Annotated in this window: 26 protein-coding genes; 10 read left to right on the forward strand and 16 right to left on the reverse strand. The window is 70.2% G+C overall.

Translation table 11 applies throughout. The features are described from left to right. Positions 1 to 37 precede the first annotated feature (37 nt). On the reverse strand, positions 38 to 1,102 hold the full coding sequence (locus tag ALI22I_RS34925; protein ID WP_077009803.1) for a hypothetical protein: 1,065 nt from the start codon (positions 1,100 to 1,102) through the stop codon (positions 38 to 40). Continuing rightward, on the reverse strand, positions 1,102 to 1,581 hold the full coding sequence (locus ALI22I_RS34930) for a SigE family RNA polymerase sigma factor (RefSeq protein ID WP_077009804.1): 480 nt from the start codon (positions 1,579 to 1,581) through the stop codon (positions 1,102 to 1,104). Before ALI22I_RS34930 ends, ALI22I_RS34925 begins: the two co-directional genes overlap by 1 nt. A 45-nt stretch (positions 1,582 to 1,626) precedes the next feature. Here ALI22I_RS34930 and ALI22I_RS34935 point away from each other — a divergent pair, with 45 nt between their 5' ends. Together ALI22I_RS34935 and ALI22I_RS51455 are read left to right on the forward strand one after the other, a co-directional pair. Next, positions 1,627 to 2,406 (forward strand): IclR family transcriptional regulator, encoded by a 780-nt coding sequence (locus ALI22I_RS34935; RefSeq protein ID WP_077010154.1) that lies wholly within the window; start codon positions 1,627 to 1,629, stop codon positions 2,404 to 2,406. A gap of 8 nt (positions 2,407 to 2,414) precedes the next feature. Further along, positions 2,415 to 2,591 carry a hypothetical protein gene (locus ALI22I_RS51455; protein WP_179118462.1) on the forward strand — a complete coding sequence of 59 codons (177 nt, stop codon included), beginning with the start codon at positions 2,415 to 2,417 and terminating at the stop codon, positions 2,589 to 2,591. Positions 2,592 to 2,689: 98 nt separating this feature from the next. Here ALI22I_RS51455 and ALI22I_RS34940 read toward each other — a convergent pair whose 3' ends face one another. The 4 genes from ALI22I_RS34940 to ALI22I_RS34955 are packed head-to-tail and all read right to left on the reverse strand — an operon-like array spanning position 2,690 to position 6,009. Next, on the reverse strand, positions 2,690 to 3,574 hold the full coding sequence (locus ALI22I_RS34940; RefSeq protein ID WP_077009805.1) for an ABC transporter substrate-binding protein: 885 nt from the start codon (positions 3,572 to 3,574) through the stop codon (positions 2,690 to 2,692). After that, complete coding sequence (locus ALI22I_RS34945; RefSeq protein WP_443216997.1) at positions 3,571 to 4,308, reverse strand: ABC transporter permease; 738 nt, start codon at positions 4,306 to 4,308, stop codon at positions 3,571 to 3,573. Before ALI22I_RS34945 ends, ALI22I_RS34940 begins: the two co-directional genes overlap by 4 nt. Continuing rightward, a complete protein-coding gene (locus ALI22I_RS34950; RefSeq protein ID WP_179118480.1) occupies positions 4,308 to 4,910 on the reverse strand; it encodes an ABC transporter permease subunit in 603 nt (200 codons plus the stop codon). Before ALI22I_RS34950 ends, ALI22I_RS34945 begins: the two co-directional genes overlap by 1 nt. Positions 4,911 to 4,959: 49 nt before the next feature. Beyond that, positions 4,960 to 6,009: an ABC transporter ATP-binding protein gene (locus ALI22I_RS34955; protein ID WP_077009807.1), complete on the reverse strand. Its 1,050-nt coding sequence runs from the start codon at positions 6,007 to 6,009 to the stop codon at positions 4,960 to 4,962. 102 nt (positions 6,010 to 6,111) lie between these two features. On the opposite strand from ALI22I_RS34955, the gene ALI22I_RS34960 reads away from it, so the two are divergent. Together ALI22I_RS34960 and ALI22I_RS34965 are read left to right on the forward strand one after the other, a co-directional pair. Next, entirely contained in the window at positions 6,112 to 7,668 is a 1,557-nt protein-coding gene (locus ALI22I_RS34960) for a bis-aminopropyl spermidine synthase family protein (protein ID WP_143532595.1), read from the forward strand. Positions 7,669 to 7,763: 95 nt separating this feature from the next. Next, positions 7,764 to 8,510 (forward strand): hypothetical protein, encoded by a 747-nt coding sequence (locus ALI22I_RS34965; protein ID WP_179118463.1) that lies wholly within the window; start codon positions 7,764 to 7,766, stop codon positions 8,508 to 8,510. Positions 8,511 to 8,520: 10 nt separating this feature from the next. Here the strand turns inward: ALI22I_RS34965 and ALI22I_RS34970 are convergent, their stop codons facing one another. From ALI22I_RS34970 to ALI22I_RS34985, 4 genes are all read right to left on the reverse strand, one after another. Beyond that, positions 8,521 to 9,237, reverse strand: coding sequence for a hypothetical protein (locus ALI22I_RS34970; RefSeq protein WP_077009810.1), 717 nt, complete (start codon positions 9,235 to 9,237; stop codon positions 8,521 to 8,523). Then, positions 9,234 to 9,695 (reverse strand): YbaB/EbfC family nucleoid-associated protein, encoded by a 462-nt coding sequence (locus tag ALI22I_RS34975; protein WP_077009811.1) that lies wholly within the window; start codon positions 9,693 to 9,695, stop codon positions 9,234 to 9,236. The genes ALI22I_RS34970 and ALI22I_RS34975 overlap by 4 nt, the downstream gene beginning before the upstream one ends. Positions 9,696 to 9,744: 49 nt before the next feature. Then, the gene (locus ALI22I_RS34980) at positions 9,745 to 13,023 is read right to left on the reverse strand and encodes a sensor domain-containing protein (protein ID WP_077009812.1); all 3,279 of its coding nucleotides are present in this window, start codon (positions 13,021 to 13,023) and stop codon (positions 9,745 to 9,747) included. 241 nt (positions 13,024 to 13,264) lie between these two features. After that, positions 13,265 to 14,452: an NAD(P)-dependent malic enzyme gene (locus ALI22I_RS34985; protein WP_077009813.1), complete on the reverse strand. Its 1,188-nt coding sequence runs from the start codon at positions 14,450 to 14,452 to the stop codon at positions 13,265 to 13,267. A gap of 287 nt (positions 14,453 to 14,739) precedes the next feature. Between ALI22I_RS34985 and ALI22I_RS34990 the strand changes: the two genes are divergently transcribed. Beyond that, positions 14,740 to 15,333: a dTDP-4-dehydrorhamnose 3,5-epimerase family protein gene (locus ALI22I_RS34990; protein ID WP_077010156.1), complete on the forward strand. Its 594-nt coding sequence runs from the start codon at positions 14,740 to 14,742 to the stop codon at positions 15,331 to 15,333. On the opposite strand, the gene ALI22I_RS34995 is transcribed toward ALI22I_RS34990, so the two are convergent. After that, the gene (locus ALI22I_RS34995) at positions 15,330 to 15,644 is read right to left on the reverse strand and encodes a S24 family peptidase (RefSeq protein WP_274523026.1); all 315 of its coding nucleotides are present in this window, start codon (positions 15,642 to 15,644) and stop codon (positions 15,330 to 15,332) included. The genes ALI22I_RS34990 and ALI22I_RS34995 overlap by 4 nt on opposite strands. A gap of 78 nt (positions 15,645 to 15,722) precedes the next feature. On the opposite strand from ALI22I_RS34995, the gene sodN reads away from it, so the two are divergent. The 3 genes from sodN to ALI22I_RS35010 all read left to right on the forward strand — a co-directional run bounded on the left by sodN (position 15,723) and on the right by ALI22I_RS35010 (position 17,465). Next, positions 15,723 to 16,142 (forward strand): superoxide dismutase, Ni, encoded by a 420-nt coding sequence (gene sodN / locus ALI22I_RS35000; RefSeq protein ID WP_077009814.1) that lies wholly within the window; start codon positions 15,723 to 15,725, stop codon positions 16,140 to 16,142. A 239-nt stretch (positions 16,143 to 16,381) separates the two neighbouring features. Continuing rightward, the gene (locus ALI22I_RS35005; RefSeq protein WP_077009815.1) at positions 16,382 to 16,987 is read left to right on the forward strand and encodes a histidine phosphatase family protein; all 606 of its coding nucleotides are present in this window, start codon (positions 16,382 to 16,384) and stop codon (positions 16,985 to 16,987) included. Continuing rightward, positions 16,977 to 17,465, forward strand: a complete 489-nt coding sequence (locus ALI22I_RS35010; RefSeq protein ID WP_077009816.1) for a GNAT family N-acetyltransferase — start codon at positions 16,977 to 16,979, stop codon at positions 17,463 to 17,465. The genes ALI22I_RS35005 and ALI22I_RS35010 overlap by 11 nt, the downstream gene beginning before the upstream one ends. Here ALI22I_RS35010 and ALI22I_RS35015 read toward each other — a convergent pair. Next, positions 17,440 to 17,937, reverse strand: coding sequence for a hypothetical protein (locus ALI22I_RS35015; RefSeq protein WP_077009817.1), 498 nt, complete (start codon positions 17,935 to 17,937; stop codon positions 17,440 to 17,442). The genes ALI22I_RS35010 and ALI22I_RS35015 overlap by 26 nt on opposite strands. Positions 17,938 to 18,007: 70 nt before the next feature. Here ALI22I_RS35015 and ALI22I_RS35020 point away from each other — a divergent pair, with 70 nt between their 5' ends. Continuing rightward, complete coding sequence (locus ALI22I_RS35020; protein ID WP_077009818.1) at positions 18,008 to 18,463, forward strand: MarR family winged helix-turn-helix transcriptional regulator; 456 nt, start codon at positions 18,008 to 18,010, stop codon at positions 18,461 to 18,463. Here ALI22I_RS35020 and ALI22I_RS35025 read toward each other — a convergent pair. Then, complete coding sequence (locus ALI22I_RS35025; protein WP_077009819.1) at positions 18,420 to 18,956, reverse strand: DUF4328 domain-containing protein; 537 nt, start codon at positions 18,954 to 18,956, stop codon at positions 18,420 to 18,422. The two genes, ALI22I_RS35020 and ALI22I_RS35025, sit on opposite strands and share 44 nt — an antisense overlap. 154 nt (positions 18,957 to 19,110) lie before the next feature. Here ALI22I_RS35025 and ALI22I_RS35030 point away from each other — a divergent pair, with 154 nt between their 5' ends. Continuing rightward, entirely contained in the window at positions 19,111 to 19,329 is a 219-nt protein-coding gene (locus ALI22I_RS35030) for a hypothetical protein (protein WP_143532597.1), read from the forward strand. A 9-nt stretch (positions 19,330 to 19,338) separates the two neighbouring features. Here ALI22I_RS35030 and ALI22I_RS35035 read toward each other — a convergent pair whose 3' ends face one another. From ALI22I_RS35035 to ALI22I_RS35045, 3 genes are all read right to left on the reverse strand, one after another. Further along, positions 19,339 to 20,145 carry an SAM-dependent methyltransferase gene (locus ALI22I_RS35035; protein ID WP_077009821.1) on the reverse strand — a complete coding sequence of 269 codons (807 nt, stop codon included), beginning with the start codon at positions 20,143 to 20,145 and terminating at the stop codon, positions 19,339 to 19,341. A 204-nt stretch (positions 20,146 to 20,349) separates the two neighbouring features. Continuing rightward, positions 20,350 to 21,096: a S1 family peptidase gene (locus tag ALI22I_RS35040; protein WP_077009822.1), complete on the reverse strand. Its 747-nt coding sequence runs from the start codon at positions 21,094 to 21,096 to the stop codon at positions 20,350 to 20,352. Positions 21,097 to 21,245: 149 nt separating this feature from the next. Next, entirely contained in the window at positions 21,246 to 21,647 is a 402-nt protein-coding gene (locus tag ALI22I_RS35045; protein ID WP_077009823.1) for a hypothetical protein, read from the reverse strand. Positions 21,648 to 21,707 lie beyond the last annotated feature (60 nt).

Below are 21,707 nucleotides of genomic sequence, written 5' to 3' on the forward strand. Positions count from 1 at the left end.
CCGCACGACCCGGGGTACGCCGATCGTGTCTGGTATTTCAGATGGCCGTCCAGGACATGTCCGGGTTCGGCTCGATCTCGATCGCCTCGGCCGCGGCGATCAGCGCCTCCACCGACGCGGTGCCCGGGCCGGAGCCCACGACCAGCAGGTGCAGCTGCGGGCCCAAGTCGACGCGCAGGTAGCCGTTCAGCTGCCCGAGGTACTCGGCGGGCACGCCGCGGGCGGTGACCGCGACCGGCGCCACGCCGGGGTTGCCGATCGGGGGGTCGATGTAGGTGCTCAGGTTCGCCCCGTAGCCGACACCGCCGATCTCACCGCTCGTGGACACGAGCCAACCGCCGTTGCCATCCGCACGGGCCTGGTAGGCGACCGCGTCGCCGACGGACACCGGCGCGCGGAGCGGCGTCGTGTCCGGCCGCAGCGACTCGGCGATCCGCAGCGCGAAAGCGCGTGCGTCCGGCTCGTTCCACAGGGTCAGTGAGAGGTAGAGGCCCGGCTCCGGGTTGAGGATCACCTCCGCGTCCGGCGGGGTCCCGTCCGGTTGGCTCGGCGGTCGGGTGTCGCCGGACTTGGGCGCCATGACCGCCGACGGGTCCCTGATCACGGCCGGCGTGCCGTTGATCGTCACGCGGTCGGCGGCCGGCGCGTTCGCCAGCTCCTGGCGCAGCCTCTCCTGCATCTCGCCGGGTGTCAGGACGACGAACATCTCGAACGTCGACGCGTCGACCTGCTTGCTGCGGTGCTTCCAGACGCGTTGCACCCCTCCGTCCGCGCCGACGTACCGGTTCCGCTCGGTCTGACCGTCGGGCAGCCACGTCGGGCTGTAGCGGAAGGTGCCGTTCTGCGTAGTGGTGGTGGATGCGGGTGCGGACGTGGTCGGGATGGTGGTGCTCTGACCGGCGGGTGGGGCCTCGGCGCTCGGGCGGCCGACCGTGGTGGCGACGACGGCGACGGCCGCGGCGGCGGTGGCCGCGGTGATGGCGAGGAACAGCGGCTTGCGGCTCCTCTTGGGCCGGTACAGCGCGGCCAGGACGTTGCCCTCCGGCGGGGCTTGCTCGGCACGCAGTTGTAGCGCGTCCCTGATCAGGCGTTCGGTGTCCATCACAGTGCCTCCTTCACCCGGTCGTTCGCGCGCAGCGTGGCCAGCGCGCGGGAGATGTGGCTGCGGACCGTGACCTGGGAGCAGTTCAGGGTCTCGGCGATTTCGAGGTCGTCGTAGCCCTCGTAGTAGCGGAGCACGACGCAGGCCTTCTGCTTGCGCGGGAGCTTGTCGATGCGCTGGAGCATCGCTTCGCGCTCGTCGTAGAGACCGGACGGGTCCGGGCTCGGCGGGTCGACGTCGTGCAGCGGTGTGTGCGGCTTCCAGCGGCGGCGCCAGCTCAGGTACTCGTTGGTGACCATCCTCTTCAGGTAGGCGGCGGGCATGTCGACCTGGGTGATGCGTGTCCAGCGCTGTTGGGCTCTGAGCAGGCATTCCTGGACGACGTCCTGGGCGAGGTGCGGGTCACCGGTCAGCACGGTGGCGTAGCGCAGCAGCGGGGTGACCTGCCCGGTGGCGAAGTCCTCGAAGCTGGTCGTCATAACCCTCCAATGCGCTTTGCCGCGGTTTTGTTGAGAATGGCTTTCGTGGGAGGCAGCAGCGACGTGCCGGCGTTGCGCCGAGGGCTCGCGGTGCTGCGCCTGCTGGCCAGCAGGCCCGGTCCGCTGTCGGCGGCGGCGGTGGCGCGTGAGCTGTCCCTGCCCAGGTCCACGACGTACCACCTGCTGGCGGAGCTGGCGGCGGCCGGGTTCGCGACGCACTTCCCCGAGGAGCGACGCTACGGGCTGGGTGTGGCGGCGTTCGAGCTCGGGTCGGCGTACCTGCGGCACGACCCGTTGGAGCGGTTGGCGCGGCCGGTGCTGCGGCGGTTGGTGGATTCCGTCGGTCGGACCGCTCACCTGGGGGTGCTGCACGGTTCGGAGGCGTTGTACCTGGTGCGGGAGCAGCCTCGGCAGCCGACCACGATCGTGTCGGATGTGGGGGTGCGGCTGCCCGCGCATTTGACCGCGTCGGGGCGGGCGATGTTGGGGCGGTTGCCGGCGGCGCAGGTGCGGGCGTTGTTGCCGGGTTCGTTTGTGGACCGGACCGGGCGGGGGCCGCGGAACCTGCCGGCGTTGCGGCGGTTGTTGGCGGTGGAGCGGCGGCGTGGGTGGGCGGTGGAGGACGGTTACGTGACGGCCGGGTTCGCTTCGGTGGCGGCGCCGGTTTTCGATCACGGCGAGCGGCCGATCGCGGCGATCACGGTGACGTTCCGGCACGTGTGCGAGGTGGAGTGCGGCGAGACGTGGCCGGAGCTGGCGGCGGAGATCCGCCGTGCGGCCGACGAGCTGACCACTCGGATCGGCGGGCGCGGGTTACCGGCCTAGGCTGTCGCATGGCTTCTTTGCAGACGCTCGAACGTCGCATCCTCGCGCTTGAGGCACGCCTCGCTGAGGTCGAAGGCGGCTGCTACGGCAACACGTTGTACCAGCTCCACCGCGCGAGCGTGAAGACCGACCCGCGGCTGGCGAAGCTGCTCAACCACCTCGATGTCACCGACGTGACCGACTAGGAGATCGACGCGGTCCTCGACGAGGAGTGACCTCGACGCGTCGTTCCGAACAGCACAGCGGCCCGGCCCCAACAGGAGCCGGGCCGTGAGTGCGGGAACTAGAGGGAGACGGTCTTCAGGAAGTCCGCTGCCACGTTGGCCGCGGTCTCCTTGTCGACGTCGACGCGCTTGACGAGGTCGGCCAGGTTCTCGGTGGTGAGTGCGGCGGAGACCTTGTTCAGGGCTTCCTTGCCCTTGGCGTCCACGGCGTCCGAGCGCAGTAGCGGCACGATGTTCTGGGCCGGGTACATGGTCTTCGGGTCTTCGAGCTCCACGAAACCGTTCGCCTTGATGTCGGCGGAGGTCGTGTAGAGGTTGATCACCTGGACGGTGCCGTTCTTCAGTGCGTCCACGGTGATCGGGCCGCCCGCGTCGGTGGTCTTGATCTCGGTGAACGTCACGCCGTACAGCTCGTTGATCTTGGTCTGCCAGCGCTGCGCCCACTCACCGGCCGCACCGAGCACGTACTTGCCCGAACCGAGGTCGGCGATCGACTTCACGCCGCCGTCCGCGGTCGCCTTGGTGACCACCAGGACGTCCTTGTCCTCCGCGTCCGACTTCTCCAGCACCTCCAGGCCCGCCGGCGCCTTGGACTTCAACGCCGTGTAGACCTCCTCCGCCTCCGTGGTGGTGTTGGTCTTGTCGAAGTAGTTGAGCAGGTTGCCCGTGTACTCCGGCACCACACCGAGCGACTTGTCCTGCAATGCCTGCACGATCAGCTCTCGCGCGCCGACGCCGTGCCGCAGGGACACGGTGGCGCCGGTCGTCTTCAACGCGGCGGCGTAGATCTCGGCCAGGATCTTGTTCTCGGTGAAGTCGGCCGAACCGACCACGACCTCACCCGACGCGGCCTGCTGGCCGGCTCCGCTCAGGTCCTCCTTGGACCCGCACGCGGAGACGACCAGGGCAGTCGCTGCGACGATGACGGCCAACGTGCGCTTCATGCCGTGCTTCCTCCAGATTCGACGGGCACCGGCATTTCCCGGCGCCTCGGCGGTGTCCTTCTCGACCGGGATCGGGCCGTCAGCCGCAGGCCCGCGGGCACGACCAGTCGGCCGACGCCCGCGAGGACGCCGTCCAGCACGACCGCGAGCAGCGCGATCAGGATCGCGCCGCCGACGAACTGCCCGTAGTCCAACACCCGCAGGCCGTCCAGCAGAGGACGGCCCAACGTCTCGATACCCACGTAGGCCGCCACGGACGCGGTGGCGACGACCTGGAGCGTGGCGTTGCGCAGACCGCCGACGAGCAGCGGCAACGCGTTGGGCACCTCGACCCGCCACAGCCGCTGCGCCCCGGTCATGCCCATGCCGCGCGCGGCGTCCACCACGCCCCGGTCCACGTCCTGGACGCCCGCGTAGGCGCCGGCCAGGATCGGCGGCACGGCCAGCACGATCAGGCCGATGAGCACGCCGACCGTGCCGCCGCCCGCGATCAGGTACAGGAACGTGACCAGCCCCAACGTCGGCAACGCCCGCAACGCGTTGCTGCCGCCGACCAGCACCACGCCACCGCGGCCGGTGTGGCCGACGTACAGGCCTAGCGGCACGGCGATCAGCGAAGCACCGAGGACGGCACCGAGGCAGTAGAGGAGGTGGATGCCGACCCGTGTCGGGATCGACTTGCCGCCGGACCAGTTCACCGGGTCCAGCAGCCAGGCGAGGGCGTCCGCGAAGATCACGGCTTCACCACCCGGGCCCACGGCGTCAGCCGGTTGCGCAGCAGCACCAGCAGCAGGTCGACCACGAGCGCCAACACGAGGGTCAGCACGATGCCGATGATGATCGGCGCCAGGTAGCGCTGGCGGAAGCCGTCGGTGAACAGCGTGCCCAGACCGCCGGTGCCGATCAGCGCGCCCACGCTGACCAGGCTGATGTTGCTCACCGAACCGACCCGCACCCCCGCCGCGAGCACCGGTACGGACAGCGGCAGTTCCACGGTCAGGAACCGGCGCAGCGGCCGGAAGCCCATCGCGGTGGCGGCGGCGGTCACGTGCGCGGGCACGGCGGCCAGGGCTTCGGCGACCGGCCGGACCAGCAGCGCGGTGGTGTAGACGGTCAACGCGATGATCACGTTCAGCGGGTCGAGCACCCTGGTGCCGATGAGCGCCGGGATGATCGCGAACAGCGCCAGCGACGGGATCGTGTAGACGATGTTCGACAACCCGATCAGGGTCGCGTTGAACTGGCGGAACCGGTGGCACAGCAGGCCGAGCACGATCGCCAGCACCACCGACACGACCAGCGGCACCAACGACAGGTAGACGTGGTCGAGCAGCATGTCCAGCAGCGCCGCCCTGGTGCCGGCGTCGCTCAGGTACTTCGCGATGTCACCCACGGCGGCTCTCGATCACGTCCAGCACCTGCCGTGCCGTGACCACGCCGGCCAGCCGTCCCTCGGCATCGACTACGACACCCAGTCCGGACGGCGAGGACAGCGCGGAGTCCAGCGCGCCCCGGATCGGCGCGCCCACCTCGTACAGCGAGCCGCCGGGCACGACCGAGGCGTCCGGCGCGACCCAGCCCTGCGGGCGTTTGTCCGCGTCCACCACCAACCGCCAGTCCGAAGTGGACTCGAACGCGGAGCCCTCGGCGATCGTCGCGACCTCGGCCACCTCGACGCCCGATGAGTCCACAAAGGACAAGCTGCGGTAGCCGCGGTCCTTGCCGACGAAGCCGGCCACGAAGTCGTCCGCGGGCCGGGTCAGCAGTTCGGCGGGCGGTGCGTACTGGGCCAGCACGCCGCCGGTGCGCATCACCGCGACCTTCTCGCCGATGCGGATGGCCTCGTCGATGTCGTGCGTGACGAACACGATGGTCTTGTCCAGCTCGGCTTGCAGCCGCAGCAGCTCGTCCTGAAGGCCTTCCCGCACCACCGGGTCGACCGCGCTGAACGGCTCGTCCATCAACAACACCGGCGGGTCCGCGGCCAACGCCCGCGCCACGCCCACGCGCTGCTGCTGGCCGCCGGACAGCTGCACCGGGTAGCGACGACCGAGTTCGGCGGGCAGGCCGACGAGTTCCAACAGTTCGGCGGCGCGCTGCCTGGCCTTGCGCCGGGTCCAGCCGGTGAGCAACGGCACAGTGGCGACGTTGTCCAGCACGGTCCGGTGCGGGAACAGGCCCGCCTGCTGGATGACGTACCCGATGCCGCGCCGCAATGTCGGCGGGTCCACGCCCAGCACGTCCTCGCCGTCCACCAGCACGGTGCCCGAGGTGGGGTCGATCATCCGGTTCACCATGCGCAGGGACGTGGTCTTACCGCACCCGGAAGGGCCGACGAAAACCGTGATCGTGCCCGCCTCGACCACGAGGTTCAGGCCGTTCACCGCGGTGGTCCCGTCGTCGAACCGCTTGGTCACGTCGCGGAACTCGATCACCCGTGGTCCTCCTGCCGATGGGATCAAACGTCGATCGACACTAGCCCGTTAGCCCGACCGTGGCACAGCGTTTCAGCATCCGGTCAGTACGCTGCTCCGTTTGTGGCAACCGAACTAGTGCGCGCTCTCCTGGCCGAACGCGGTCCGCACGCCCGCAAGCTGCGGCGCGTGCTCGATCTGCTGGCCGGTGACTGGCACACCTTGGCCGAGTTGGTCCGGCTTCCCGCCGTGCCCAGGCGCACCGTGCAGGAACTGCTGACCGCGGTCGGCGACGACCTGGAGTCCAGCGGGGACCGGTTCCGGCTCGCACCTGCCAAAGCCGCCGACTACGCGGAGTTCGGCGCCGGTGACGACCTGGTCGACCCGGTGGACGCGCTGGTGTCGCGGCACACCGCGCACCTGCGGTCGATCCTGGCCGACATCGCGGACGTGCCGCCGCCGTTGTCCGCGCTGGACCACGTGCAGGCGACGGCGGAGACGGCGTTGAAGCGCGCGCTGTGGTTGAACACGACCTACGACCTGGCCGGGCGGACCCTGCTGTGCCTGGGCGACCACGACCTGACGTCACTCGCGGTGTGCGCGGTGAACCCGGACGTCGAGGTCGTCGTGGTGGATGTGGACGACCGGCTGCTGGAGTACATCTCGGTGCGCGCCGAGGAACGCGGGTGGCCGGTGCGGACGGTGCACGCGGACTTCCGGTTCGGCCTGCCGCCCGCTCTCCTGGAGTCGGCGGACCTGGTGTTCAGCGACCCGCCCTACACGCCGGAGGGCATCGCGTTGTTCGCCGGGCGGGCGATCGAGTGCCTGGCCGACATGGGTCGCGGGCGGGTGCTGCTGGCGTACGGGTTCAGCGACCGGACGCCCGCGCTGGGGCTGAAGGTGCAGCAGGAGTTGCAGCGGCTGGGGTTGGTGTTCGAGGCGATCCTGCCCGCGTTCCACCGGTTCGACGGCGCGCAGGCCATCGGCAGCGCGGCCGACCTGTACGTGTGCCGGCCCACGTCCCGCCGTTCGGTCTCGCCCGCGGCGGCGGCGAAAACCGCCATCTACACGCACGGGCCGCAGTCCGTGGAGGCGTCCGGGCCGGGTTCGACGGCGTTGGCGGCCTTGGTGGACCTCGCGCCGAGGCCGGAGTCCTCGCCGCCGCCGAAGCCGCGTGCGCCGGGGTGGGCCGACCCGATCGGCAAGGGCGCGGCGTCGTTGGCGGTGGACCTGTCCGGTGATCCGGGGCCGTGGTTGCTGCGGACGTTGCTGGCGTGCTCGCCGGGTCGGATGGCGGCGCTCGTGCCGAACAACCACCCGGACGTGGCTTCCGGGGCGGGTCAGCAAGGGCTGAGGTCGTTGGTGGACACCAGGTTCGCGCTGCGGTTCCTGCGGTCCACTCCGGACGGCAAGCACTGCGTGGTGGTGGCCGACCAGGTGTTGGCGGGCACGTTGGACGTCGGCGGGTTGGCCGTGCGGGAGGTGCTGATGCGCGCGCACGGCAAGCTCGGGAACGTGTGGCGCGAGGCGTTGGTCACCGCGACGCACGGCGCGTTGACCAAGCGGGAGGCGCGGGAGCGGATCGGTGATCACGACGACCTGGAGCTGAGGCTGATCGACTTGCCGCGGCACCGGATCGCCGCGCTGCTGCCGTTGATCCGGGCGTCGGCGTCTCAATAGCGGCGGAAACGGCGGGATTCAGCCGGAATTCCGCCGAAGTCCGGCGTCCCGGCCGCTGTCGGCGGTAACTTGCGCTCGAATCTGGAGGCGCGCTCATGAACCAACCCGACGGCGGCTGGCCGCAGCAGCCCAACCCCGGTCAACAACCACCGGCTCGGCAGCAGTACCAGGGCCAGCCGCTCTACCCGGGGCAGCCGTACCCGGGCCAGCAGCAACACCCCGGCCAGCCGCCGTACCCCCAGCCGCCGTATCCCGGCCAGCCGCCGTACCCCGGTCAACCGCCGTATCCCGGTCAACCGCCGTATCCCGGCCAGGCCCACCCCGGCGGACCGCGCCCGCCGAGCAAGGCGATGGCCATCGTGGCGGCTCTGCTGTACCTGCCGGGTGTGCTCATCGCCTTCCTCGGCGCGATCTCGCTCGTCGTCGGCCCTTCGATGGTGTTCACCTTCTCGCGCGGACTGCTCATGCCGCCGTTCTCCGGCTCCCTCCTCCGGAATTTCGAACTCTTCCAAGCGATCTCGTTCGTGCTGCCGTCGCTGGCGCTGATCCTCGTCGTGCTGCTCATGTGCCGGGTGCCCGGTGTGCGCTGGGCGCTGGTCCTGATCTCGCTGCTGGCCGCGGTGCACTACGGGTCGCTGCTCGCCGGCATCTCGGACCTCCCGCCCGTCTTCGGGGTGATGCCGGTGATCGCGCTGCCGTTGTGGCTCATCGCGGGTCTTGTCGCCGCGTTGCCGCCGGTGGGTCGTGCGATGCGCGGTGCGAAACCGAAGATGCCGCCGCAGATGGCCGGTCCACCTCCGCCTCAGGTTCCCGGCCCGCCGCCTCAGGGCCAGTGGGGTTGATCGGCGCGGCTCAGTCGTCGAGGTAGCCGGTCCGGCGCTGGAACGTCGCTCGGACCGGCTGCGGCCCGCTGTCCTCGCCGAAGCGGGTGATGGCCTTGAGCATGTCGCGTGCCTTGCCGAACAAGGCCTTCAGCGCGCTCAGGATTCGCGCCATCACACCGACGAGCGCCACCAGCTGCCCGGTGATCCGGTCGAGCACGACCGCGCCGCGTTCGACCGCCCAAGCCGCGAACGCCGACAGCGAGGTGCCCGAGCTGATCTCCACCGCCGCGAGTGCGATGGTGGCGTTGCGCACGACCTCCCACACGAACATCGCGATCAGGTCGCGGAACACGCCCTGGATCGCCGCGTTGATCCGGCCTGCCGCGGCGACGTGCGACGCGACGTCGAGGCACATCAGGCTCATCGCCGCCATCTCCACGGCGAGCCGTCCACCGCCCGCACGTCGCCGCGCGATGCCGCCCAACGTCGTGGCGACCTGCTTCCAGGTGGCGACGGCGTCCTCGAACCGGTCGCCGTGACCCGCCAACCAGTCCAGCGGCTCGCGCAGGAAGTCGACGTGCTCGGTCAGCCACCCGAGCCCGGCCGTGGTCAGCAGCCCCAACGGGTCCAGGTCCGCGCTCAGCACGCCGAGATCCGCCTCAAGCGTGTCCGGCTCTCGCGGCGTGCTCGCCACTGAGCCCGAATCCGAGTCCGCCGCCAAGTCCAGCACCTGGAACCCGGTCACCGAGCCGCCGTCCCGGTGTCGGGCTCGTCATCCGGCGCCCACAAGCTCCGCGGCAGCGGCAGGTCCGAATCCCCGGAGTGCACAGTCACGGGCGCAACGGGCCGCGCGGGTTTCTCCGGTTCCGCCGGCGGCATGGAGCCGGTAAGGAAGTCCATCGCCGCGGTGCCGCCGAACTGGGGCTCGACGATCGACGCCACCTGCCGCGCGGCCTGCGCCTGCGCGCGCCGCACCGTGGCCATCACGACTTCGCTCAGCTCCACGTGCGAGAACGCCGCGGCGCCCGGTGAGAACTCGATGTGCTGCAACGACCCGTTGGACGCGACGGTCGCCGTCACCACGCCGTCCGGCGACTGCTGCGTGGCCGCCGCGCGCCGGATCCGGTCCCGCATCTCGCGCGACCGCCGGGTGAGGTCCCGGGCTCTTGCTTCGAGGTCGGCGATCATCCGTTCCGGGTTCACCGGATGGTCACCATTGTTGCGACATCCATCGGGACAGGAGTATCTCGGATCAGCCGGCGCGGGGGATGTGTAACGGACCAAGTGCCAGCACCGCGCGGAATTCCTTCGGCGGCACCGGGCGTGAGAACAGCCAGCCCTGGTAGGCGTCGACGCCGACACCGCGCAGCACGTGGAACTGCGTCGCGGTCTCCACGCCTTCCGCCACGCACTTGCGGCCCATCGCGCGGGACATGTCGACCACGGCCTTCGCGACGGCGAAGTCGGACGAGTCGTTGCCCACACCGGAGACGAACCGCCGGTCCACCTTGATGATCTGCGCCGGGAGGTCCTTGAGCCGGGCCAGCGACGAGTAGCCGGTGCCGAAGTCGTCCACCGCGAACCGGATACCCCGGTCCACCAGCTCACCCATGGTCTGGCGCACCCGCGACGGCAGGTCCACCAGCGCGGTCTCCACCAGCTCCAGCACCACGCGGTCCCACGGGATGCCCGCCTCGGCGATCGCGTCGGCCACGATGTCCACGAACTCCGGGTCGCCCGGCACCAGACCGGCCAGGTTCACCGCGACCGACACCGGCTGACCGCCCGGTTCGGGCCAGGTCGAAGCTTCCTTCAACGCCGTCCGCAGCACCCACCGGTCCAGCTCGCGCAGCAGGTCGCCCTGCTCGGCCACGGGCAGGAAGATGTCCGGCGGCAGCAGGCCCCGGTCCGGGTGCGGCCAGCGCACCAGCGCCTCCGCGGTCTGCACCACGCCGTCCACGCCGACCACCGGCTGGAAGTGCAGGGTGAGGCCGTCGTGCTGCAACGCCTCCCGCAGCTGGCCTTCCAGGTGCACCTGGCGGTCGGCGGACGCGATCAGCGCCGCGCTGGCCAACGACACCCGGCCCGCGCCGGACCGCTTCGCCTCGAACATCGCCGCGTCGGCGAACCGCAGCAGGTCGTTGCCGGTGGCGCGGGAGCCGTTCGGCACGGCCGCGCCGATCGACGCCGACACCCGGACCAGCTGCCCGTGCACCGGCACCGCGGTCCGCAGCAGACCCGCGACCTTCGTGGCCAGCGCGTCCACGCCGCCGACCTTGTCGATGTTCTCGCAGATGATCACGTACTCGTCGCCGGACAGCCGGGCCGCCGTGCAGCCCTCCGGCAGACCGCCTTCCAGCCGCCGCGCCAACGCCACCAGCAGCTCGTCACCCGCGTCGTGGCCCAGCGAGTCGTTGACCCGCTTGAAGTTGTCGATATCGCAGAACAGCACCGCGACCTTCGACCGGTCCGGCGACTCCAGCAGGCCGCCCAGCATCTCCTTGACCAGCGCCCGGTTCGGCAGGCCGGTCAGCTCGTCGTGGGTGGCCTGGTGGCGCAACGCCTCGGCGGCGCGGCGGCGCTCGGTGATGTCCTGGAACACGATCAGCCAGAACCGGCGGCCGTCGTCCTGCACGGACAGCGCGATGTGCAGCTCGCAGTACACCTGCACGCCGTCGCGGCGGACCAGGATGCGCTGCGGGATCTTGTGCGTGCGCTCGGCGTCCGACGCGGACATGCTGCTGATCGACGGCAGCGGGTTGCCGCTGTCGTCCGGGTGGGTGAGCTGACTCGCGGTCATGCCGCGCAGCTGCTCCAGGTCCATGCCGAGCAGGTCGCACAGCGCGTCGTTGGCGTCGACCAGCTGCTCGCCCTCGTCGAACAAGCCGATGCCGACCGGCGTCAACGACACCAGGTCGGCGAAGCGCTGGCTGGACCTTTTCATCCTGGTCTCGGCGGCGCGCTGCTCGGTGATGTCCTGCGCGGTGCCGACCGCGAGCGGGCGACCGTCCGGGCCCTTGACCACCACGCCGTAGCTGCGGAACACGCGCACCTTGCCGTCACGGCGCACGATCCGGTGCTCCAGCTGGATCGGCACCTCTTCGGTCGCCAGCTGCTGCCACAGGTCGTCCACCCAGGCGCGGTCCTCGGGGTGCACCAGGTCGAGGTAGGTCTGGTAGCGGGTGGCCTCGTCGCGCGGCACGCCGAACAGGGCGGTCAGCATGTCCGACCACACCACGTCGCCGGTCTGGAGGTTCCACTCCCAGACGCCGAGCTGCGCGGCCTTCTGCGCGTCGGCGAGCCGGCGGCGGTCGTCGCGCAGCTGCCGTTCCAGCGCGCGGGCCTCGGTGACGTCCTGGATGGTGCCGTGCAGCCGGCTGACCTCGCCGCCCTCGAACTCGGCCCGCGCCCGGCACACGTAGACGCGGTCACCGAACTCGCTGCGCACCTCGGCCTCTAGTGTCCGGCCTTCCTTGGCGTTGCCACCGTCGTCCGCCCGGTCGTCGGCGCTGCGGACAACTGTCCGACTGTCGGCGCTGCCGACATCCGTCTGATCGTCAGCTGTGCCGACGGTGGCGTGCAGGAGCCGTCGCCGCAGGTCACCCACCGCGGCCCGGTCCTCCGGGTGCACGCCGCACAGCAGGTTGTCGTCCGGGACGACGCCGATCTCGGCGTACATCTCCAACAGCACCTCGCTGCGGTGCACGGCGCCGGACGCGATCTCGTAGCTCCAGCTGCCCATGCGCGCGATGCGCTGCGCCTCCAGCAGCCGGGCGCGCTCGGTCTCCAGCGCGAGGTCGGAGCGCAGCTGGTCGGTGATATCGCGGATGTAGCCGGTGATGAACTGGGTCCGGCCGTCCGATCTGAGCTTGGCCTCGGCCACCCCGCGGATCCAGCGCAGCTGCCCGTCCGGCCGGGTGATGCGGTAGACGATGTCGATCGGGTTGCCGTCGAGTTCGCGGTTCGCCCAGTAACTGGCGACCATCTCGTAGTCGTCGGGGTGGACGATGTCGAGCACGGCCTGCGCGCCGGGGACGACCTCGCCGGGCCGCATGCCCAGCATCTCGTAGTGCGACTCCGACCACACCGTGACGCCGGTGTCCGGGTCGTACTCCCACGAGCCGATCTGGGCGACCCGCTGCACGGTGCGCAGCCTTCGCTGCTCGTCACGCAGGTCTTCGGCGGCCTGGGCCAGGTCGGAGACGTCGACCATGAGCACGGCGTGCAGACCGGTGCCGGGGACCTGGGTGCGCACCACGCGGACCGGCAGCAACGAGCCGTCGGCCTGGTGCAGGCGGAGGTCGTCGGCGCTGCCGAGCAGCAACTCGCCGAGGGATCTGCCGATCAGGTCGTCGGCGGACTTGGCTTTCGTCAACGTCACCGCGGCGGAATTGGCCTGCATGACCACGCCCTTGCGGTCGCACAGCAGCGAGGCCGCGTCGGGCAGCGCGATACCGGCCAGCGCCACCTCGCCGTTCTGCGGACGCGCAGGGTCTAGCACCACTGGAGCGCGTCCCACCCGCTTGGGCACGGTCCCACCTTCCCGTGTCTACGGCAGGGATGACCGGCCCGACCGCACCCGATAGCGGACCCCTACTCCTACAGGGGCGTCCCTCTCCACGGGCAATATTCACCCGAGGAGAGGGACGGTATCGCTTCGGAGCGTCATCGCCCACCCCTCAACGGGCTAACGAAACAACACGTTAGCGGTTTCGTTGCCTGAGGACGGGTACGGACGGATGCGGCCGGAGCTCTCCCAACTCCGACAGAGGTCAGGCTACTCCGTCTTGACGAGCTGCCAAGGCCACAGCGGCCGCCACTTCCGGCCCGACCCGCGGGTCGAGGGCGCTGGGCACGATCCGGTCGACCGCGAGGTCCTCCGAGGCGACCGCGGCGATGGCCTCCGCGGCGGCGAGCTTCATGCCCTCGGTGATCTTCTTCGCGCCCGCGTCCAGCGCGCCGCGGAAGATGCCGGGGAACGCGAGGACGTTGTTGATCTGGTTGGGGAAGTCGCTGCGCCCGGTGGCGACCACGGCGGCGTGCCGTCCGGCCACCTCCGGGTGCACCTCGGGGTCGGGGTTGGACAGCGCGAACACGATCGAGTCGCCGGCCATGCTCGCGATCAGCTCTTCCGGCACCCGGGACGACGAGACGCCGACGAACACGTCCGCGCCGCGCAGCGCCTCGGCGATACCCCCGCGCAGGCCGCTGCCGTTGGTGATCTCGGCCAGCTCGGCCTTCACCGGGTTCAGCCCGTCCCTGCCGACGTGCACGATGCCGCGCGAGTCGACCACGGTGACCTCGCCGATGCCGGCGGCCAGCAGGATCTTCGCGCAGGCCACACCGGCCGCACCGGCGCCGGAGATGACCGCGCGCTGGTTCTTGACGTCCTTGCCGAGGACGGTGTTCGCACCGCGCAGGGCGGCCAGCACCACGACCGCCGTGCCGTGCTGGTCGTCGTGCATGACCGGCACGTCCAGCGCCTCGATGAGCCGGGCCTCCAGCTCGAAGCAGCGCGGCGCGGCGACGTCCTCCAGGTTGACCGCGCCGAACGACGGGCGCAGCCGGACCAGCGTCTCCACGATCTCGTCCACGTCCGTGGTGTTCAGCACCAGCGGGATGGAGTCCAGGCCGCCGAAGGTCTTGAACAGCGCCGCCTTGCCCTCCATCACCGGCAGCGACGCGCTCGGGCCGATGTCGCCCAGGCCCAGCACGGCGGTGCCGTCGCTGACCACCGCGACCAGCCGGTGCGCCCAGGTGTACTTGGCGGCGAGGCTCGGGTCGTCGGCGATGGCCCGGCTGACCCTGGCCACGCCGGGCGTGTAGGCGATGGCCAGCGCACGCGGGTCGGCCAGGGACGCGGTCGCGCCGATGGCGAGCTTGCCGCCCTCGTGTGCGCGGAAGATCTCTTCGTCGCTCAATTCGGTGGCCGTGTGGGGCGGGTCGTTCAATGCGGTCACGGAAAGTCCCTCCTGCGGTGCGCGATACCTGCGGCGCACCGGGACCGGCGTTGTCACGCGGGTCGACGGGGCCTGGCTGTGGGCTCGGCCGCGCGGTCTGCGCGGCGACCCTGGGATGGTGTGCGGGCAAGCATGGCAGTGTCGCCGGCGGCTGTCTGCGGTGGGGATCACAGTTTTTCCGCAGGTCAGAGGCGGTTTCACAGAACGTACGTCCGGTTTTCTGCACCGACCGGTCAGTTTCCGCAGGCAGGATCGGTCAAGAGCGAGCGCGTTCTAGGGTGTGCACCATGCAGGTTCGTGAGCTGAAAATTTCCGGTGCTTTCGAGTTCACCCCTTCGGTGTTCCCCGATGACCGCGGTTTGTTCGTGGCGCCGTTCCAGGGGTCGGTGTTCGCCGAAGCCGTCGGCCACCCGCTGCGCGTCGCCCAGACCAACCACAGCGAGTCCAAGCGGGGCGTGGTGCGCGGGGTGCACTTCGCCGACACGCCGCCGGGACAGGCCAAGTACGTGCACTGCGCGCGCGGGCGGATGCTGGACGTGGTGGTCGACCTGCGCGTGGGTTCGCCGACGTTCGGCGAGTGGGAGGCGGTGGAGCTGTCGGCGGAGGCGTTCAACGCCACGTACCTGGCCGAGGGGTTGGGGCACGCGCTGATGGCGCTGGAGGACGGCACGGTCGCGTCGTACCTGTGCTCGGAGGGGTTCAACCCGAAGGCGGAGCGGGGGCTGCACCCGCTGTCGCTGGACCTGCCGTGGCCCGCGGACGTGACGCCGGTGTTGTCACCGAAGGACGCCGCCGCGCCGACGTTCGAGGAAGCCCGGGACTCCGGCCTGCTGCCGTCGTACGACGAGTGCGTGGCCTGGTACGCGAAGCTGCGTTCCTAGCGGAACCACCTCGGCCGCGGCCAGACCCGGACCCTGATCACCCCCAGCACCTCGGCGGCGCCCAACGTGCGGGAGTCGGTGGAGGCGAACGGGTTGTCGCCCTCCACGTGCCAGCCCCCGCCGTCCCGCCGGACGGCCCGCTTGACCGACAGCTGATCCGGCCTGGCCGGCCACCTGACCAGCACAAGATCGTTCGACTCCGGCGGCTTCCCGTAGTTGACCAACACCACGTCACCGGTCCTGAGCGTCGGCACCATCGAGGGTCCGACCACCCGAACCAGCGGCAACGGGTTGGCTTGCGGCCGTGCCAACGATCACCTCCACCTGCTCACGCCGAAGCCCCGGAGTAGGGTTCGTCACGTCGGAGCATCCACTGTCAGGGAGGAAAGATGCGACTTCTGTCGCGCATCCGTTCACTCCGCCGCCCACTTCTGGAGGCCACCGCGCACTGCGACCTCCCGTGCGGTGTGTACGACCCGGCTCAGGCCCGGATCGAGGCTGAGTCGGTCAAGGCGGTCCAGGAGAAGTACCAGGCGAACGAGGACCCCGAGTTCCGCGCCAGGGCGGTGCTGATCAAGGAGCAGCGCAGCGAGCTCGTCAAGCACCACCTCTGGGTGCTGTGGACCGACTACTTCAAGCCGCCGCACTTCGAGAAGTACCCCGAACTCCACGACCTCTTCAACCGCGCCACCAAGGCCGCCGGCGCCTCCGGCACGAAGGGGACGATGGACCCGGCCAAGGGCCAGGAACTGCTCGACCTGATCGCCCAGATCGACAAGATCTTCTGGGAGACCAAGGCCGCGGCCTGATCACCTGCTTGAACCGGCGCTGACCAGCGGATTCCTTTCGGCTGGTCAGCGCCGTTTTGCGTACGGAGTTTTCCGTTCGGCGATCCGGCAAATCGTTCGACATTGGTCAATTGCTGCAATAAGCACATCCCTGTTCGGCACTCGCCAAAGGTGATCCGGCCGCACAGTGCGACGGTTCACACACATCGGTTCGGGCTACCGGCCGGGAGTTCGATCGGGTCGGCACTACCATCGAAACCGTGATCTCACACGTCTACCTGCTCCGGCACGGTCAAACCGAGTGGTCCGAGAGTGGGCGGCATACCGGGGTGACGGATATTCCGTTGACCGAGACCGGTGTGCAGCAGGCTCGGCGCGCGGGGGCCGTGTTGGCTCGGCTGCGCGGGACTGATCGGCCGCCGGCGTTGGTGCTTGCCAGTCCTCGGCAGCGGGCTTGGCGGACGGCTGAGCTGGCGGGGTTGCACGATGTCGAGCGGACCGAAGAGCTCGGGGAGTGGAACTACGGCGACTACGAGGGCCTGACCACGCCGCAGATCCGGGAGACCGACCCGGGCTGGACGGTCTGGAGCCACGCGGTGCCGAACGGTGAGACGCACGACGAGGTGCACGCGCGCGCGGCCAAGGTGCTGGAGCGCGCACGGCACGCGTTGATGAGCGGTGACGTGGTGCTGGTCGGGCACGGGCACTTCAGCCGCGTGCTGATCGCCACCTGGCTGAACCTGCCGCCGAGCGAAGGTGTCCACTTCGGACTGGACCCGGCGGGCACGACGGTGCTCGGTGACGAGCGCGGCGACCCGCAGGTGCGCCGGCTGAACGTCCCGGCCTGGGATTTCGATGTCGACTGATCCTCACGTTCGCCGCATCCGCGAGGACGACGTGCCGGCCGTCGTCGGGCTGGTCGAAGAACTGGCCGAGTACGAACGCGCCCGGCACGAGTGCCACCTGACCGCCGAGCAGCTGCACGACGCGCTGTTCCGCCCCTCCCCCGCCCTGTTCGGCCATGTGGCCGAAGTGGACGGTCGGGTCGTCGGCATGGCCTTGTGGTTCCTCAACTTCTCCACCTGGCGCGGTACCCACGGCATCTACCTCGAAGACCTCTACGTCCAGCCCTCGCAACGCGGCAGCGGCCTCGGCCTGGCGCTGCTGCGAGCTCTCGCGCAGGAGTGCGTCGCCCGCGGCTACGCGCGGCTGGAGTGGTCGGTGCTCGACTGGAACGCCCCCGCGATCGGCTTCTACAAGTCGCTCGGCGCGCTGCCGATGGACGAGTGGACCGTCTTCCGCCTCACCGACGACTCCCTCACCCGACTGGGACAGGACGGCTGACGGCGGCCTGCCGGATCAACCCGACCCACCACACGAACGTGAACGCGATGACGGTCGGGTTCTTCACGAACAGCAGCACGGCCAGGTAGGTCTGCCGCGCCGTCTCGGGGAACAGGCCGCCCACGACCTGCTCGGCCCCGAAGTCGAACACCACGACCGCCGCCGCCAGCAGCACGCCCTGCCACAGCAGGCTCGGCCAGTGCCGCGCCGCGAAGGCGCGAGCGTTCGCCCACCTCAGCCGCTCACCACGAGTCGCCAACCGCCAGATCGCGACGACCAGCACCACCCGTGCGGCCATCACGACGACCTCCGAGGCGAACGCCACCCCGCCCGGCACCGCGTCGGTCCAGTTCACCACCACGAGCCGCTGCACGGACGCGACCAGCGACAACCCGACGATCAACACCCAGTGCCGCAGGTAGAACCGCCCGGCCCAGCGCGGCACCTCCAGCGCCAACCGAAACTCCGACATCCACAACCCCCTCAGTCACCAAACCTTTTAGTTCAGTGTACTGAAATATCGACCGAGGTAAAGTGAGTGCATGGACGGGCGGGACTTCGGACGTGAGCTGAGCACGGCGGTGGTCGCGTTCCACGAGGCCGTCGGCGCGCGCCTGGGCGTGACGGCGGTCGACCAGCGCGCACTCGCGCTCATCGCCGGCAAGGGCCCGATGTCGGCGGGCGAACTGGCCAAGGAGATCAACCTGACGCCCGGCGCGGTCACCGGCGTCGCCGACCGACTCGAACGCGCGGGCCTGGTGCGGCGCGAACCCGATCCCGGTGACCGCAGGCGCGTGGTGATCAGCACGATCCCCGGCGCGTTCGGGCAGGTCTTCGCGGGGCTGAGCGCGGCGATGGACGAGGTCGTCGCGCGCTACAGCCCGCAGGAACAACAGGTCATCGCGGACTGGGTCGTCCGCACGGTCGATGTGTTGAAGGAGCAGACCCGACTGCTCAGCGCGGGCGATACCCCGCCGCGCGCTCCTGGTCGACCGTGATCCGGTGCACGACCACGGCGAGCGCGGCGGCGGCCACGGCGAGGCACAGCGCGCTCGCCCAGGTCGATCCCAGACTGAAGCCGATGTAGAACGACGTGTCGGTGCTCGTCTTCTGGAAACCGGTCGGGAGCGCCAGCACCCAGGCCGTCCACCACACGGCGACCGGCACGGTCACCGTCGCCCGACGCCCCACCGGCGCGCCCGCCCAGCCGATGTCCAGCACCACCCGCACCGGGATGTAACAGCTGGCGAACGGGATGAACCAGCCGCCGATCTCCCACCCCGGCGAGAACTGGTGCTTGCCCCCCAACGCATTGCGCCGCGCGCGGTAGAGCCAGATCACCAGCACCACGGCCGTCGCGATGAACAGCAGGAAGAACCCGAGACTCGCCGGCTGCGAGACCATCATCAGCGACGCCAACACCGTGTCGATGCCCAGCAGGATGATCAGGAGCAGCCGCAACTCCGAGACGTTGTGCCACCGCTGCGGCATCGGCGGCCCGTAGCCCGACGGATACGCCGGCGGCCCATACACCTGAGGCCCATAACCCTGAGGCAACGCGTAACCCTGAGGTGCGTAACCCGGCGGCGGGCCGTAACCGGGCGTTGGCCCGTGCGGCGGCTGCGTCACGGGCGCCATGTCCGGCATGGAAGGCATGGCGGGCATGTTCGGCATGACCGGTGACACCCGGGTCACCGGTGGGGCCTCGTACACCGACCCGGACGGCTGCGTCAGCGTGATACCGCAACTTCTACAGGTCGACACACCGGACAAGATGGGCGTGCCGCAGTTCGGACAAGTCATGGTGATCCCCCCGCAAGAACCACCGCGAATGCGGTTGCCGAATCCTAGACCGCCCCTGTGACCTGCGAAATCAGCCGTTCGGACGTTTCACGCCGACCGCGCCGTAGGCCACTGCCTCCGCACCGGTCTCCGGCTCGTCCTCACCGCGCCAGGACGTCGCCAGCACCAGGCCGGGCTCGACCAGGTCGAACCCGCCGAGCATGGTCTCGACGTCCGTCTTGGACCGCGCCACGATCGGCGTCAACGTCTCGGCGGCCACGCCGACCAGCTTCTGCACCATCTCCGGCTGCTCGTCGCCGGTCAGGTGGCTGATCACCAGGTAGCTGCCGTCGACGATCGCGTCGCGGTAGCGGGCGACCAGTTCGACCGGGCGGTCGTGGTCGGCGATGTACGGCAGGATCGCGACCATCAGCACGGCGACCGGCCGGGACAGGTCGAGCAGGCCGCGCACCTCGGGGGTGGCCAGCACCGCGTCCACGTCCCGGATGTCGGCGTCGGCGATGGCGGCGCCCGGGTTGTCGCGCAGCATGGTGCGGCTGTGCGCGACGGTGGCGGGCTCGTTGTCCACGTACACCACGCGGCACGTCGGGTCGGCCTGCTGGGCGACCTCGTGCACGTTGCCCGCGGTCGGGATGCCGGAGCCGAGGTCGAGGAACTGGCGGATCCCGTCCGCCACGCACAGGCGCACGGCCCGGCGCAGGAACGCGCGGGTGTGCTGGACCATCGCGGCGGTCGGGATGTGCTTCATCGACTGCTCGGCGAACTCCCGGTCGACCGCGAAGTTGTGCGCACCGCCGAGGTAGTAGTCGAACAGCCGGGCCACGTTGGGGCGCTCGACATCACCGTTGGTCGACACCCACCTCGGGGGGTTCTGCACTGCGCACCTCACCCTGCCTGCACCCGGAGCGGCGTGAACGCCTGCCAGACCGTAGCTGGCTACTCCGTTCGTGTCCATCCGCCAAATGTGAACACGCTGGGTGATTGTGACTGGTGAGTGACCCAAAATTCAAACCGCGGTACCCCGGCCGAGGGGGCGGCGCAGGGGGTGAGGTTCGTCAGCCCCCTCGGCCGGGGAGTTCGGTCACACTCCGGCGTAGGAGCGGATCCAATCGCGGTAACGGGTCACGGCGGTGTAGTTCGACCGGGTCGCGCGGTCACTGGTGGACGCCACGCCGACCTGGTAGCGGCGACCGTCGACCGGGCTGGTGGCGAACATCGGACCACCCGAGTCGCCGCCCGCCGCGATTCCGTTGACGCGGGTCACCGAGATGGCGATGCCGCCGCGGTAGTCCCGCCCGTTGACCGACGTGACGCGGGTGTCGGCGTACTTCAGGTAGCGGGACTGGCAGTTGATCTCCGACTGGTTGGTGCAGGTGGCGCCCCAGCCGTAGAGCTGCACGGTCTGGTTGACCGCCACGGCGCTGGTGGTGCCGAGCGGCGCGTAGGTCCCCGACACCGAGCGGTCGATCCGCGCCAGCGCCAGGTCGACCGACGGGTGCTGGATGATCTGGGTGGCGGTGACCAGGGTGCCGCCGGTGGTCTGGTCGAGGCTGCCGACCCGGAAGGTGTACGTGCCCGAGCCGGCCACGCAGTGCTGCGCGGTCAGGATCCAGGTCGGGGCGATGATGGTGGCCGAGCAGTTCTGCTGGCCGTTGCGGAACAGGCGGGCCGCCCACGGGGCGTTGGTCGCCGTGCCGCCGCCGATGATGAACGGCTGGATGTCGGTCTCTTGAGCGGAGGCCGTCGGCGCGAACGCGGTCAGCGCGAACGCCGACAGCAGCGCGGTAGTGGCTCCGACCACCGCGGACAGGGCGCGAGTGAATCGCATGGAGTTGTCACCTCAACGAACGCAGGGAGTGGTGAATTCACCACCCACAGCGTCACCTGTTGGAGTGACGCTGTGCACCCTCCGTTAGTCGGCGAACACCCAGACGATGGTCGGCGACCGAATGCCCTACCGACGATCAGGCGCCCGACTCAGGCGTCGTCGTCCTCGTCCACGCCCAACGCCCACCGGCGCACCGGATTCGTGAACAGCAGCACGAGCGTGCCCACGACGTACACGCCCAGCAGCCCGCCCCACAGCTGGCGACCGGACGGCCCGTACATGTACCAGGCGACACCCAGCAGGAGGAGCTGCACGACCACCGCCGGCGTCCGCCCCCAGTGCTTGCCGAGCACCAGACCGCCCCCCGCCGCGACCACACCGGCCGACAGCACCACGAAGTAGGCGGCCTCGCCGAGCACCGCACCGGAGTTCTCCGCGCTGAACGACCGCACCACCAGCGCGACCGCGAAGGCCAATCCGGCCAAGCCCTGCAACGCGGTGAGCGCGCCGGCTGCCCGGACCGCCGGTGGGACCTTGCTCTGCGTCGACACGCCGTACCTCTCAGCTGGGCCTTTCCTCACGGTGCGTACTCGTCACGCATCGTAGGCCAC

This window comes from Saccharothrix sp. ALI-22-I (assembly GCF_001984175.1).
Lineage (GTDB): Bacteria > Actinomycetota > Actinomycetes > Mycobacteriales > Pseudonocardiaceae > Actinosynnema.